The organism is Rhizobium sp. F40D2 (assembly GCF_051810745.2).
GTDB lineage: Bacteria > Pseudomonadota > Alphaproteobacteria > Rhizobiales > Rhizobiaceae > Rhizobium.
The window spans coordinates 1-14,927 of sequence record NZ_JBPWQX020000005.1 but is presented as its reverse complement, the minus strand read 5'-3'; the positions used below and the strand labels follow the sequence as shown (position 1 = coordinate 14,927).

At 59.7% G+C, this 14,927-nt stretch carries 9 protein-coding genes and 3 pseudogenes; 6 read left to right on the top strand and 6 right to left on the bottom strand.

Translation table 11 applies throughout. From position 1 onward, the window contains the following. The first annotated feature begins 59 nt into the window (after positions 1-59). Positions 60-1,289 carry an MFS transporter gene (locus ACS4RS_RS32875; protein WP_439013705.1) on the top strand — a complete coding sequence of 410 codons (1,230 nt, stop codon included), beginning with the start codon at positions 60-62 and terminating at the stop codon, positions 1,287-1,289. A 131-nt stretch (positions 1,290-1,420) separates the two neighbouring features. Continuing rightward, positions 1,421-3,100: an FAD-dependent oxidoreductase gene (locus tag ACS4RS_RS32870; protein ID WP_439013706.1), complete on the top strand. Its 1,680-nt coding sequence runs from the start codon at positions 1,421-1,423 to the stop codon at positions 3,098-3,100. Between the two features lie 321 nt (positions 3,101-3,421). On the opposite strand, the pseudogene scpB reads toward ACS4RS_RS32870, so the two are convergent. Beyond that, positions 3,422-4,112 (bottom strand): annotated as a pseudogene (scpB, locus tag ACS4RS_RS32865) (SMC-Scp complex subunit ScpB). A 2-nt stretch (positions 4,113-4,114) separates the two neighbouring features. Further along, positions 4,115-5,038, bottom strand: coding sequence for a DUF1403 family protein (locus tag ACS4RS_RS32860; protein ID WP_439013708.1), 924 nt, complete (start codon positions 5,036-5,038; stop codon positions 4,115-4,117). 151 nt (positions 5,039-5,189) lie between these two features. Here ACS4RS_RS32860 and ACS4RS_RS32855 point away from each other — a divergent pair, with 151 nt between their 5' ends. From ACS4RS_RS32855 to ACS4RS_RS32840, 4 genes and pseudogenes are all read left to right on the top strand, one after another. Continuing rightward, a complete protein-coding gene (locus tag ACS4RS_RS32855; protein ID WP_439013709.1) occupies positions 5,190-6,341 on the top strand; it encodes a tyrosine-type recombinase/integrase in 1,152 nt (383 codons plus the stop codon). A gap of 135 nt (positions 6,342-6,476) precedes the next feature. After that, positions 6,477-6,986, top strand: a complete 510-nt coding sequence (locus tag ACS4RS_RS32850; protein ID WP_439013710.1) for a DUF305 domain-containing protein — start codon at positions 6,477-6,479, stop codon at positions 6,984-6,986. A 690-nt stretch (positions 6,987-7,676) separates the two neighbouring features. Continuing rightward, positions 7,677-8,593: pseudogene (locus tag ACS4RS_RS32845) on the top strand (recombinase family protein). Between the two features lie 142 nt (positions 8,594-8,735). After that, positions 8,736-9,369: pseudogene (locus ACS4RS_RS32840) on the top strand (tyrosine-type recombinase/integrase); the annotation flags it as partial. 60 nt (positions 9,370-9,429) lie between these two features. Here the strand turns inward: ACS4RS_RS32840 and serA are convergent. The 4 genes from serA to repA form a co-directional block, all read right to left on the bottom strand. After that, positions 9,430-10,668 carry a phosphoglycerate dehydrogenase gene (gene serA, locus ACS4RS_RS32835; RefSeq protein WP_439013791.1) on the bottom strand — a complete coding sequence of 413 codons (1,239 nt, stop codon included), beginning with the start codon at positions 10,666-10,668 and terminating at the stop codon, positions 9,430-9,432. 538 nt (positions 10,669-11,206) lie between these two features. Continuing rightward, positions 11,207-12,421 carry a plasmid replication protein RepC gene (repC, locus tag ACS4RS_RS32830; RefSeq protein ID WP_130679561.1) on the bottom strand — a complete coding sequence of 405 codons (1,215 nt, stop codon included), beginning with the start codon at positions 12,419-12,421 and terminating at the stop codon, positions 11,207-11,209. Between the two features lie 191 nt (positions 12,422-12,612). Further along, positions 12,613-13,647, bottom strand: coding sequence for a plasmid partitioning protein RepB (gene repB, locus ACS4RS_RS32825; protein ID WP_449314151.1), 1,035 nt, complete (start codon positions 13,645-13,647; stop codon positions 12,613-12,615). Then, positions 13,644-14,867 carry a plasmid partitioning protein RepA gene (gene repA / locus ACS4RS_RS32820; RefSeq protein ID WP_130679563.1) on the bottom strand — a complete coding sequence of 408 codons (1,224 nt, stop codon included), beginning with the start codon at positions 14,865-14,867 and terminating at the stop codon, positions 13,644-13,646. The genes repB and repA overlap by 4 nt, the downstream gene beginning before the upstream one ends. Positions 14,868-14,927 lie beyond the last annotated feature (60 nt).

Below are 14,927 nucleotides of genomic sequence, written 5' to 3'. Positions count from 1 at the left end.
CGGACGTTTGGGCGTACCACTCGGAGCGATATGCGTAGCCACGACCAAGGGAGGTAGTGATGTTGGAGAAAGCCTATCGCAGTCAATGCGCAGCCGTAAAGGTGCATTGCACGAACGAAGCGGAGCGTCGCAAGCGGGGCTTCACGCTGTTCGCCCTGGCACTCGGCAGTTTCTGCATCGGGACGTCGGAATTTGCGAGCATGGGGATTCTCCAGCTCTTCTCCGCGAGTCTCGGCATCGACATCCCCACGGCAACCAATGCAATTGCGGCCTATGCCCTCGGTGTGGTGATCGGCGCTCCTCTCGTGACGCTGGCGGCCGCGCGGCTGAACCGGCGAACGCTTCTCTTGTGTTTGATGGGCCTGTTCATCGTCGGCAACATGCTATCGGCGGTCGCCACCGATCTCGGAATGCTCGCTCTGGCGCGCTTCATCAGCGGCATGCCGCAAGGAGCCTATTTCGGCGCTGGCGCCGTGGTGGCGTCGTATATCGTTGGCCCCGGTCATGACGGAAAGGCGTTTGCGCTGGTCATGATGGGCTTGACCATTGCGACGATCGTCGGTTCGCCGCTGGCGACCTTCCTTGGCCAAACCTTGGGCTGGCGGAACACCTATTTCACCGTTGCTGCGGTGGCTGGCCTAGCCTTCCTTGCCCTGCGAGCCTGGGTGCCTCGAACAGAAGCGCTACAGGGCGGACCGGTGATTCAGGAACTGGCCTCCCTGTGCAGACCGGCGGTATGGGCAATGATGCTCGTGGCGGCGCTGGGCGTGGCCAGCATCTTCGCTGTCTACACCTTTATCGGTCCCTTTGTCACCGACATGGCGACGCTCGATCAAGCTTGGATCCCGCCGGCTCTGGCGTTGTTCGGCCTCGGCATGACGGCAGGCAACTTGATCGGAGGACGGTTGGCGGACGCCTATCCCGCTATGGGATTGGCCGTGGGTTATGGCAGCGCCCTGATGGTACTAGCCGTGCTGGCGGTCGGTGGCGGCAATGTGTGGATATTGATGCCGGCGCTGTTTGGCGTTGGTGCCGCCATGATGGTCGCCATCCCGACGATCCAGGTGCGCCTGACGCGCTTCGCTCCGGAGGCGCCCACACTTATGGGCGCCATGAACCTTGCAGCGCTCAATATCGCGAACGCTATCGGCGCTTGGGCGGGTAGCGTGACGATCGCGGCCGGTTATGGTCTGCTGTCCGCCGTGTGGGCGGGCTTCGGGCTTACGCTCTTGGGCCTTCTCGTTTTCGCGCTCACTTTGCTGAGGGAACCTCGGCTTGCCCCCGCATGATCCACCATGGAATGCGTATGAATGTCCGCTGGCAGAAGCCCCGAAAGAGTTGGCTTTAATGGTGCGAAATGTAGGCTGGCGAACTGTTCCGGATTTTGTCCACTAGTACAGGCCGATACGGAGTTCACATCATGGCGATCAGCGATGCTCGGCGGGAGCAAACATATCCAAGACTTTCGGCTCTTCAAATCGGTGCGGCGCGACGCTTCGCCAGTGGTAAGCCGAGCCGTTTCGGCCCAGGCGCTGTGCTCTATGAGATTGGCACTCGCAACGTCCCTGCCTGGCTAGTTCTAGAGGGCTCGGCCGATGCAATTCAGCGTAGCGCGACTGGGAGATCATCCGTGATCGGCACCTACGGTCCGGGCCAGTTCACCGGCGAGACCAATCAATTGTCTGGTCACGCAACCCTGGCATCGGTAGTCGCGGGCGATAAGGGCGTATTGGCGATACCCTTCGATGCGCCACATCTTCGCGCGCTTGTGATCGGATCGGCGGATGTTGGTGAAGCGATCATGCGCGCCTTTATTCTCCGTCGCGTTTCGCTGATCGAAGAAGGGCGGATTGGTGGCGCAGGGTCAGTTCTCGTTGGACGCCGGGATGCCCCCGACATCGTGAGGTTGTCTGGATTTCTCACCCGCAATGGCTATCCCCACGCCCTAATCGCTGCATGCGAGGTCGAGGGGCGCGAGTTGGTCGAACGGCTCGGCATCGCACCGGAAGATCTGCCATTGATGATCTGTCCAAACGGGACACTGCTCAGAAATCCAAGCAACGCGGATGCTGCATCTTGCCTTGGCATCATGCCGGATCTCGATCCGAGGAATGTCTATGACGTAGCACTCGTCGGAGCGGGACCGGCTGGGCTGGCAACTGCCGTCTATGGAGCATCTGAGGGACTGTCTGTTCTCGTTCTCGATTCGCGGGCCTTCGGTGGTCAGGCAGGCGCCTCCGCCCGGATCGAAAATTATCTTGGCTTTCCCACGGGTATCTCGGGACAGGCTCTTGCGGGCCGAGCCTTCAATCAAGCCACGAAATTCGGCGCCGAAGTTGCGATCCCGCTGACCGTCGAAAAGCTTTGCTGTCATGAAACCGATTCGGCAGCTCCGTTCTCCCTTGAGCTTAGCAATGGATGTATTGCACGGGCGCGTTCCATCGTGATCGCGTCAGGAGCGCGCTACCGTCGGCCCAATATTGCCAATGTCGAAGAACTGGAGGGGGCCGGCGTCTCCTACTGGGCATCTCCGATTGAAGCTCGCCCTTGCGCCGGAGAGGAAATCACCCTGGTCGGCGGCGGAAACTCCGCCGGCCAAGCCGTTGCTTACCTCGCACCGCAGGTAAACCGCCTGCACCTCGTAGTCCGGCGACCACTCGAGCAAACCATGTCCCAATATCTGATCGACCGGATAGCGGCATTGCCCAATGTCGAACTCCATGCGGGTATCGAGATTATGGGCTTGCATGGTGATCGAGAGACAGGTCTGACCGGCGTCATGTTCCGTGACGTTCGGACAGGAAAGACCGAGGAATGTGCCTCGCGCCACCTCTTTCTGTTCATCGGCGCCGATCCCCACACCGGCTGGCTCGACGGCTGTGTCGCGACCGATGGAAAGGGCTTCGTTCTCACAGGAGAACGCGACGGTGATGGCGAGCGACTGCCGCTGGAGACGAGTTGCCCTGGCATTTTTGCCGTCGGAGACGTACGCGCCGGCTCTACCAAAAGGGTAGCCGCTGCAGTCGGTGAGGGTGCGGTCGTCATCGCGCAGATCCATTCATTCCTGGCACGATATATCGGAGGGCAAAATAGGCACTAGCCGACCACCGGCAACCCGTCATTTGTATTCGTCACTCCCATTCAATTGCTCGCAGCAAAATTAAATTAGAGGACGTAACGGGTGGACAGGTAGTTTTAAGCTCTGGCGACCAACCGAAGTTCGCCGTTAACGCCGCGCGCCGCGTCCCGGGCGACACTCAGCGCGTCAGCGTTGAGGTTTGCTAAATCCGCAGTGCGCCAGTTCATCGCTCATTTGCAGGCGTTTTCGCGCATAGGAGCAGAACCCAAGGCGACCTCATTCGACACCGGCCGTCGCCTGGTGCAGGAACTGGTTGGAACGTAAAGAAGCCGCAGACCATCGTCAATCCTCCAGGACGTCACTCTCAGGCGCAGCGGTCGCGGTCTGCTCCAATGCCTGCCGGCTGAGCAGTCCGGCATCCTCCAATCGCTCAAGGTCGGGCAGGTCGCGCAGCGCTCTCCATGCCAAAGCTTGAAAGAAAGTGCTTGGTCGTGACATAGGTGTAGGGTGCCCCCGGCGTCGGGCTGCGGGGTCCGGATGCGATAAAACCCGCGCCGCGCAAGGCTCCGATTGTGTCGCGTGACACCTCCTTGCCGAAGATCTTTGAAAGCTCGCCGCGTGTGACCGGCTGGAAATATCCCACCGCCATCAGCACCATCGCCTCGAATTCGGACAGTGCTGCCGCGCCTCCCCGCGTCGGCGCCGACGAGACGCGGATCGTCTCTGAAAACCGCACCCGGGTCCGATACTGCCAGCCGCCAGCGACCGACACGAGTTCGTAGGGCCGGGAACGAAGTTCCTCGCGCAGATCATCAATGAGCAGGTCGATGCTGCAGTCTTTTCCGACCACCCGCGCCAACGTCTCGCGGCTGACCGGCTCAGCGGAGGCAAAGATCACCGCCTCGACCCGCAGCATCCATTCCCGCCAGCGCAGCTCCGACGGCAGGTCCTCCAATTCCCGATCGAACAGCAGCTCGTGTTGTGGATCCTTGTCCTGTCGGCGCCTGGTTTTTGCTGCGCTCTGTCCCGCCATGCTTACAACCCGTAAATCCGGAAGGACGAACGGCCGGACAATTCGCGCACCGCCCCGAAACCTTCGAGCCGCTCGAACAATCGCGTGCTGGCCCAGCGGGAGAGACCAGCGCCTGGTGCGGAAGCCGGCATCGCATCCTCATCGAGCAGCTTGCGGATGACGGCCTCGGCGCCCTTGGTGCGCAGCTTCGGCGCGACGGCAAGAAGCTGGTCGGCCCGGCGGGCGATTTCCGAGGCGGAGCGTAGCGCTGCGCTGGCACCGTCGACCAAGGCGAGGCAGACGGCCCGCGGAAAGGCCGCATCGCCGGGCTGCACCCGTCCCCTGCCGCCGATGGTCCGGAACGCCGGCCCATACCGTCCGGTCATCAGCAGAGGCAGGGGAAAGGGCCATTTCAGCATCGCGGCGATCAGCATGTCGGCAAGGGCCCAGGCGAGCACTTCGGCATCCGGGCGTTCGGCATGGACAGCGATCATCAGCTCCGCCGCGGCGAACGGTGCCGGGCGGCCACGCTGCAGCGCGGCGTCGGCATGATCGACCGCGGCGGCGAGGTGATCGTCCCAGCCGAGCCCAATCAGATCGGCCAGTTCGGCGATGAGCTTCGACGAGAAGCCGGGTTTTCGCGCGGCGAGCCTTTTGTAAGCCGAAAACACCTTGCCGGCAGGGCCAGGGTCGTCGCCGGCTGCAACGAGCAGCACAGCGTCACGGAGCGCCCTCTCGTCCTCAGTTCGGCCGATCAGGCGCACGGCGGCCGCGGCGCATGTCAGCGCCTGGCGGGATCGCCAGCAGCCGGCCCACGTCGGCTCCGAACGCACGAGATCGTCAAGCGATGTCAAGGCGATGCCGGCGGCAAAGGCGGCGTCCGCTTCGGTCTCTCGCCCGCGCGCGACTGCCCATTCGGGCAGCCGCGGCAGCCAGATCGGGGTCATCGGTGACGGTTTGACGGTCGGATCCATACAGCAGAGCATAAACCACATGTGCGGTTTAAGCCAGTAAGAATGCTCGTAACAGCACGCTATGTCGACAGATAAAAACGAGCGATAAGATTGCCTTATCATTCATTTCTGTCATTATAAAGAAATGACTGATAGCACCGAGCAAAACAGCGAAATTCACGCCGAGGCGAGCTCTGCTCCGTCTCTCAGCACGGCCGCCGACGGTGACATTTCCGCGGCGCAGGCGTCGGCCGGTCTCCCCTCCCCTCTTCCGGAAGCACGCACCGCCTTGTCCGCCCACCTGGAGCAGCTCGCCGATCGGGCGCGCGGTTATGTCGAGGCGGCGAGCTCACCGAACACCCACAAGGCCTATGCCTCCGACTGGAAGCATTTTTCCGGCTGGTGCCGCCGGCAAGGGCTGGAGATCCTGCCGCCCAACCCGCACACCGTCGGCCTCTACATCACCGCCTGTGCCGGTGGCAGTGACACCGCCTCGGGTGCGGCAATCGCCCGCCGCAAGCTGAATTCGGTGACGACGATCGAACGGCGGCTGTCCGCGATCACCTGGAACTATGCGCAGCGCGGGCTCCCGATCGACCGCAAGGATCGCCATATCGCCACCGTGCTCGCCGGCATTCGCAACACCCATGCCGCCCCGCCCCGGCAGAAGGAAGCGGTTTTGCCCGAACACCTGATCGCCATGCTGGAAACGCTCCCCCGCGGCACCTTGCGCGGCCTTCGCGACCGGGCGATGCTGCTGATCGGCTTTGCCGGCGGGCTGCGGCGCTCCGAGATTGTCGGGCTCGATGTCGGCCGTGACCAGACGAAGGACAGTCGCGGCTGGGTCGAGATCCTTGACAAGGGCATGGTTGTGACGGTCCGGGGAAAACGCGGCTGGCGCGAAGTCGAAATCGGCCGCGGTTCCTCGGACGCCACCTGCCCTGTCGTCGCGCTGCAGACCTGGCTCAACCTTGCAAGGATTGCGCACGGCCCGCTCTTCCGGCGGGTCACCGGTCAAGGCAAGGATGTCGGCCCCGACCGGCTGCTCGATCAGGAAGTGGCGCGCCTCGTCAAGAAGGCGGCCCTGGCTGCCGGCGTGCGGCCCGACCTCACGGAGACAGAGCGTGCGGAAAAGTTCTCCGGCCACTCGTTGCGTGCCGGCCTTGCCTCCTCCGCCGAGGTCGACGAACGATACGTGCAGAAGCAGCTCGGCCACGCTTCTGCCGAGATGACCCGAAAATATCAGCGGCGGCGAGATCGCTTCCGCATAAATCTGACCAAGGCTTCCGGGCTTTAGCTGTCCCCTGCCCTGCGGTGAGTGCCAACTCCTGCACTTCGCGTGGCACCTCGAGCAGTGATAGCGGCGGAGTTACTCATCCGGAACAATCATGCGCCAGACATGTTCGTCATACTCCCACAAAAGGAGACAACCATGTCGTACGGCCGCTTTGCCGCAATGATCGTCACCTCGACAGTGGTGATGTTCGAGTTGATGTATCTCAACACCTACGCGCTCGATCATGTGACCTATAGCCAGACAAGGACCTGGATGGCCTTGTTGATGGGCGCCGTCATGGCAATCATCATGATGGCGTTCATGTGGTCGATGTACAAAAACAAAACCACAAACGCAGCCATCATTGCGGCAAGCGTCCTCGTGTTCGCCGGTTCGCTCTGGCTCGTGCGCAGCCAGGAAACCGTCTACGACGTCAGTTACATGAAAGCGATGATACCGCATCACTCGATTGCGATCATGACCAGCGAACGTGCCCATATCCGAGATCCGCGCGTGCGAAAGCTGGCGGACGGGATCATTGAAGCCCAGGTCCGCGAAATCGGTGAAATGAAATCGCTGATCGCAGACCTGCAGGCACATCCTGTCCCGGAAAACGCGCCGGATCTTCCCTCCTACCGCGAACGAGGGGCGCCGGCGCCGGAATAGGTGAGCTAAGTCGCAAACCTATGTGGCCAGCGTGAAATCGTAAGCGCTCATCCCGGTGCGGGATTTTCAGCTTAGCGCTTCAATTGAAATCGGCAAGTAAAAGCCACACCAACGCCCGAGATGGGCCGCAGCAGGCTCTGGATGGGCAATTTCGACAAATCGTAAGACATTGAAATCATGGTAAATGATTTGCTAAAGGAACACTAGTAGCTTATTACGGTTCCTCACATGGCATGATTGGCGGTTGATGCGCTAACCATCGATAAGTACTGGTTATCGATGGTAGATCGACTTCACGGCGCAAATCAGCATGTCGGTCGCCTTGGATGAGTGGAAAAGCCCGGCTGTCCGGCCTTTTGGGCAGGTTTCGGCGAGGTTCGGCGGAAACGTCTCTGCTCTGCGTGCTACTCACGGCGGCCTTCCCCTGCCGATGAGCAGCAGATACCTCCATCATCTTTTCGCTCAAACCGGCTTTCATGCTCCCCCTTCTCCGATCTCCTTATTTTCAGGCATTTTGGACGCAGACGGCCACCAGAGCGCGTTTCATGTTGGTTACGATCGGATGCTCCTCCGATGCGGCTTTTCGAGTCTGACGGGGCTGCATTTGGATCATAAAACACGCTTGCAACTGCTCGTTTTCTCACGCATTCCTTATCTGTACAAAGCACCCGAAAAGCGCGCAAGAAAACCATGGCAAAACGGCAAGTCGCCAATCCATCGCCGGCTCCAAAACGTCTTGTGGGCTATGCACGCGTCTCGACCGACGATCAGGTTCATGACGCTCAGATGGACGAGCTGCGTGCCGCCGGCTGCGAGCGGATTTTTCAGGAGCACGGATCGGGCGCATCGCGGGCGCGGCCGGTTCTAACGAGACTGCTCGGGGAGCTCACCGCCGGCGACGTGCTAGTCGTCGTCCGGTTAGATCGCCTCGCCCGGTCTGTCAGCCACCTTCTGCAGGTGATCGAAGATCTCGAAGAGCGTGGCGTCCATTTTCGGTCGATCCGCGACCCGATCGATACGTCAACGCCACAGGGCATGTTTTCTCTCCAGGTCCTTGGTGCCGTCGCGCAGCTCGAACGAGCGCTGATCGCTGAGCGAACCAAGGCCGGCATCACGGCGGCAAAAGCCCGCGGCAAGCTGCCAGGCAATCCAGGCCTTCGCGAGAGGCGACCGGAAGCGATCAAGGCGGTGTCGAAGGCCAGGGAAAAACTCTATCTCGACGAGCTGATCTCCACTGCCCAAACTTGGCTCCCGACCGTTCGGCAACTTCGCCCAAAGCATAGCTGGGACAATGTCGTGCGGGTCCTCAATCGCCGAGGCCATGACTGGACGGTGGAAAGGCTACGTCGAGCCGTGCATCGCATGGTCCGCGAGAAGCTGGCCGAGCCTGAGCTATTGGTCCGCTCTCCGCGCCGCGCGCCAGAAGATCATCTGATGAAGCTCGTCGCAGCGATTGCCATTGCCGATCCCGATCTATCGCTGCGCGACATTGCCGCCAGCTTGATCAGATGGGAGAGCGACCGGCGCGCGGCGGACGCAAATGGCAGCCATCATCCGTTCGTCACCTGCTGGATGAGGCGCATCGGTTTGGTCTCATCCGTCATTGAGGGCACGGAGCATCAACTTGCCGATTGCGCGGTTTCTTGCGCGCCCTGTTTTTGGCGGCAGAGATTTCCAGCCTTGGCTCTGGAGATGTCGCATGCGAGCTTCCGGTATTCGGATTCAGGACGAAGTTTCAAGATCGATCGGCCCGACGCACCGTCGACGGTCTGCCGGCGGCGGCGACCTGGTCGACGCTGACCCGGTGGCGCGGCCTCGAGGGCGCCTTCGCCTCCCCTGCCCTGAAGTCGGCCATCCGTCTCGCGGTCCGGGCCGGCTGCCGACCCCGTCGCTGCAAGAGCGCCAAGGCCGTCACATCCGACGTGTAGTTCAAGCTGTTGGCGACCTGCGCGACGGACAGCCTGCGCGATACCAGAGACCGAGCCATCCTGATGGTCGCCTTTGTTTCCGGCGGTCGCCGACGCAGCGAGATCGCCGGGCTGCACACCGACCAGCTAACGATCGAACCCTCCATTCCTGTACAGAACGGAGCCCCTCCCCTCGCTCGCCATCCATCTCGGTCGCACCAAGACAAGCAGCGGCGAAGAGGACGATGTCGTATATCTCACGGGCCGGCCGGGTGGATGCGCTAAGCGCCTGGATGACGGCGTCGAAGATCGACAAGGGCAGCCTGTTTCGGGCAATCGGGCGCTGGGGGACGGTTTCGCGGCGAGCGCTCGACCCGCAATCGGTCAACGCCATCATCAAACAGCGCGCCATGATGGCGGGGTTGGACCCCGCGGAGTTTTCCGCGCATGGACTGCGGTCGGCATGGTTTCGGGAAGGCGAGCTTTCCCTGCCCATCAGCTGTCTGTCGATGGCGATGCAGCACTGACTTGATGCGTCAGTAGAGCAATCGCGTCCTAATCGTTCCCGGTATCTCGCGAAGCGACTGAAGAATCTCGTCGGCTGTACCGGACAGGTCCTCGACTTCGATGACCACATAGCCCGTATCGCCATGGGTCTGCAGGAATTCGGCAACAATGTTCAGCCCGCGTGAAGAGAAGATCTCGTTCAGCTGAATGAGCATCCCGGGACGGTTTCCATGAACATGAATAAAACGCGTGCCGTTCGGGCGCTCGGGTAGTTGAACCTGTGGGAAGTTGACTGCACCCATCGTCGAGCCGATGTCGGAATACTCGACCAGTTTTCTTGAGACTTCTCCACCGATGCGCTCTTGGGCCTCCTCAGTGGACCCGCCGATATGTGGTGTCAAAATGACGTTGCTCAAGCCCTGCAGCGGCGTTTCGAAACGTTCCTTGTTTGATGGTGGCTCCTTCGGGAAGACGTCGATGGCAGCACCGGCCAGATGTCCTTCTTTCAGCACTTTCGCGAGCGCATCGAGATCAACCACAGTTCCGCGGGAATTGTTGATGAAGATGGCGCCTTTTTTCATACGGCGCAGTTCCGTTTCGGCGATCATATTTTGAGTCGATGCCGTTTCCGGAACGTGCATCGTCACGTAATCCGAAATCTCGAGAAGGTCACCGAGCGAAGCCATCGATTCTGAATTGCCGCGGCGCAGTCGATCGGAAAAATCGAAGTAGCGCACCACCATGCCCATACTTTCCGCAAGAGCACTTAGCTGCGAGCCGATATTGCCATAGCCGACGATGCCGAGCGTTTTTCCGCGGACTTCGCGACTGCCGACAGCGGATTTCTCCCATCCACCCTCATGCGCGGACGCCGAACGCGGGAAGATCTGCCGGGTCAGCATGATGATCTCACCGATCACAAGTTCGGCCACCGAGCGCGTGTTCGAATAAGGTGCGTTGAAAACAGGTATGCCGCGGCGCCGCGCCGCCTCTAGATCAACCTGGTTTGTGCCGACTGAGAAACAGCCGACGGCAATCAGCTTCTTGGCGGATTCGAAAATCTCCTCCGTTAGCTGCGTTCGGGAGCGAATGCCAATGATATGCGCATCGGCGATATGGCTTTTGAGATCCTTGTCATCGAGGGCCTTCGGCAGATGAACGAGATTTGTGTATCCACACGCAGTAAAATGGTCCACGGCGCTCTGGCTGATGCCTTCGAGCAGCAGCACGGAGATTCGGTCGCGCGAAAGGGAGAGCTGGGGCATCATGATAAGACTTTCGATTTCCGATTAAAGCTGGCCAAAATCGTTTCGAGGCCACTGCGGCGCTCTACAGGATGCCTTTGCGACCATCCGACAAGCAGTGCAAGCGCAAATACCAATATTCTCCACTTCACACGGCCGGGCGTCGGCGGCTAATTAGATCACGCGAGATCCTTTGATGACACGTCAAGTCCGCTAATTGCTTGTTTTTCATATCTTGTCAGCCGTATAGCGCCATCTTAGCCTCGCAAGGGTTTCATTGGCTAACTCACACGAACGTCCTGCCGATCATTTCCCTTCAGAAGCGCCATCAACATCGGGCCGAGCGAAAGCTCACGGCGCTTCGAGCGCTTCGTCACGTCACGCAGATATCCACTAGCGGAATTGATCACATGGCCACCGCCGTCGGAACCGGCGACTTTGCCAATAACTTCCGCAGTACCCAATCCGCGGTCAGGCTTTGCGGATTGAGCTAGGCGTGAGCCGTCAGGTATCCTTGAACCAAAACCCTGACAGCTGTCAGGGTTTTTCGTATCGCCCGCTCCTAGCCGACGGCTCGATCGCCTTGCCCATGCGCTCTCAACAGCGCCATAAGAACCGGCCCCAAAGAAAATTCGCCCCGCTCCGCCTTACGCGTAAGGTCACGCAGGTAGCCGCCCGGCGAATTGATATGCCCGGTCCGCTCAAGGATGCAGGCGATCGCCGTGGCCGCACTTTCCGGCCCCATCACCTCGCAGGCCTCTTGATAGGCCGATGGGCTGACGCCCAGCATCGACCGGACGACCACCGCTGCACCCATCATTTCGCGCCAACTCCCGATCGCACCGCCCGGCCCATACATCGCGATCTCCGGGCACGCTCGTAGGACCATACCAAGCGGAAAATTCCGGATCGGCCCCCGCTTCGCCTGATCATTCCCCACTGCCCTCGCGCCCTGCTCTTTTCTTGAGCTAGGTTCAAATTCATGGATAGATTCGGTTTTTGAATTCTGTATGTGATGCTCATTGTGAGCAGCATTGGTGCTAATATTTTCGTCTTTTTCCTGCATTTCTAGGATGTTGATAATCTCCTGCTGCAGGAGCTCCATCTCGTCCAGGATTGAATTCACGTCACTAAGCGTCGGAGATCGCGGAATCCTGCCTACGAGACTGATGTACATCGCTTCGATGCTTTCCCAGTCGCCCGATGCACCTTCCTCGATCGCCGCAGAAATGAGCTTTCGAACGTCGCGCCTGCATATCGTCAAATTTTCCTTCGCCCGCCGGAGTGCAAAACGATCGGCAACGACCTGTTGCGCCATCATGGCGAGTTCATCCACTCGAAGGAGCAACGGTGACAGGTCAAAGCCGAATGCGCTATCGATCGCGCCCGCCTTGTCCTTCCGGGCATAACGCTTTCCGTTCGCGCTGTCCTTCCGCACGATCAAGCCGGCATCAACGAGAAGCGCCAGATGCCTGCGAAGCGTCGCGCCGGCGATACCGTGCGCCCGAAGCGTCAACTGCGTGTTCGAGGGGAAAACGATCAGTTGCGCATCTTGGCGCAATTCGTTGTCCGGATAGAAGCTCAGGAGCGCGTCCAGGACAGCCAGGCTGCGATCTTGCAGCCCGAGCAGTTCCCTTGCTTCGGAAGCATCCCGAAACACCTTCCATTTGTCCGTCGCCTTACCTGGTTTGATTTCACTCGTCTCGATTTGCCGCCTCACCAAGGCGAGCGTTACCGGCCGCCGCCCAAAGGGCGTCGTGACACTTCCAATCTGCATTTTCTTCACCTTCAAAAAGGCAAAAGAAACCCGCTCACCAAAATTACGGTGCCAAAGACTCTTGACTGGGATTCGGGGAAATGCGATTCTCTAGTTGTCACACATTGAGAGAGGCTTCCACGACGGCAACGTTTAGGGGGCCTTTTTCTTTTGCAGTTCTTCCTTTCTTCACCTCCAAACCCTGACAGCTGTCAGGGTTTCTCGTTTTCCCGCAGACGGGCAAAGCGCTCCGTAAGCGCTGGAAGCTCCGCCTCAACAAACTTCAAAAATTCGATCCCGAGTGAGCCCTCGGCCGAAATTCGAACCTCTTTCGAAGACATCAACAAAGCGCCGAGCTTCGTTCCGCTCTTGTCTGTGAGCGGACTTGGCGCCCGACGACCCGTCGATGCTGGCTTGATGGCGCTCAAGGCACGCTGAAACCTTTGATCGGATGTCTCAGCATCGCCTTTTCTATCCAGCGCCGCTCGTAGGGCATCAAGCGTTCCCGCATTGCCCGCAATTGTCTTGGCAAGATCGAGCCAGCGTGGCCGCCCGATCTTTGGAGCCCTCCCAATGGCTTCGATGATATCCGTGGGAATGATCCTGTAGACATTCCTCATCCGTGCCAGTTCCGCGTCTTCGATCGACAGCGCCGCGTAAATGTGCCGAGGCTTGATCCCCGCATCATCCATGCGCGACGCAAATAACGCGCGCTCAATCCAAGTCAGGTCTTGCCGGCCCGCGTTTTCGATGCCTTGTGCAAGAACCAGGTCGAGGTCAGAAATCTCGACTTCGAGAGCGCGAACGGGCCTCTCGAGCTGCATGGCAGCGAGCCAGCGCCGATGACCATAGACTATCTGGTAGCGGCCTGGCGACGAAGGGTGTTTGCGGACTTGAACGGGAACTTTTTGCCCCTCAGTCTCGATCGACCGCTTGAACGCCTCAAAGCTCGTTGTGTCATCGTCCGGCAGTCTATCCGGGTAAGGGGAGGGGTCGATGAGCGACGGATCCAACTCGCGAACCGCACCACCACCCGACTCAACGATAGCCTTCAAGCGATCTCGCTCTGTTCGGATATCGTCGATCGCTCGGTGAGCAGCACCGATCACACCTGCGCCGACACGATTTCCGGGAACCGGGGCAGGGGCCTGCGACGGCTGCTCTTGATCCACAGCCTGATCACTCTCCAGCTCTGCGGAAAGCAACCCGAAGCTGGCGACAATCGACTTGCGAGGGGATTTGCTCATGTCCGCCCCCAGCTCTCATTGACGAGGCGAACAATCGCCTCATTCACAGCATCTACCGCCTCGCGGGCACGCTTGTGAGTATCGCGTCCGATCTGCCCCAATTCGAGCTCGTATACCGAACGTTTTGCCAAGCCGGCGGCCTCAACGGCGGTGCTTTCAATGGCCGTGGGCAATAATACATCAGAGCCGAACAGGTGCCGAAGCATCGCGACGACTTGCGACTGTGGCGCGTCATTGGGGTCGTGTCGTGTAACCAGATACCGAATGAAGTCCTGGTCCAACTGAGCGCCGCTCTCGTTCAGAACACTAATCAGATCGCCCATCATGAGAAGGAACTGGCTCATTGACGCGACGTCCAGCATGGCCGGGTGGACCGTAATGATCATGCTGGTCGCAGCGTATATCGCGCTCAACGTCAGGAAGCCGAGCGACGGCGGAGTGTCAAGAATCACGATGTCGTAGTCCGCCTCGACTTCCGAAAGGGCGAGTTTCAGTCGCTCAAAGAAGATTGCGCCGGAGCTGGACTTGTTCGCCAAGATCCGTGGCGTTTCGTGCTCATACTCCATGACTTCAAGATTGCCAGGAATGAGGTCGATGCCATCGAAATATGTCTTGCGAATTATATCGCGGATTGGACGACGTTCGGCGTCGTCGTAACGCAAAGCGGCATAGATCGTTTCATTCGAGCCGACGTCAACTTCTGGCTGAGCACCGAACAAAGCGGACAAGGATGCTTGCGGGTCCAGGTCGAGTGCGAGGACACGATAACCATGAAGGGCGAGATAGTGGGCGAGGTGGACGCAGGTTGTCGTCTTCGCGCTACCACCCTTGAAGTTGGCTATAGCAAGAACCTGGAGGTGTTCGCCGGCACGACGGCGTGGGAGGAAGCGCAAGGCGTCTACTGGCTTCTGCTTGGCGAACAACTCGCGCAACTCATTGATCTGGCCCAGCGTATAGACGCGGTGATTGTTCTCCAGCCTGCTGGGAACGGGTCCGCGTGCTTCGGTCGACATGAGCTTTAGCGTGGAATCAGGTATCGATGTCAGCTTCGACACTTCGTTGGTCAGGAACGGACGGAGCGTCTTTTCCGACTTTGGCGGATACATACGAGTTCGAAGTTGCTGCAATTGCCCGGACAGAAGCCCGGCATGGCGCATAATTTTGGTGCCGGCATCTTCCTTCGAGCCAACAACTGCTTCTACTCGGTTCGCTATCGCCATCTGTCCCTCTTGGCGGCTTTCTACCGGTTTACCGGTCACTGCCCGCTAAAGGTAGAACAT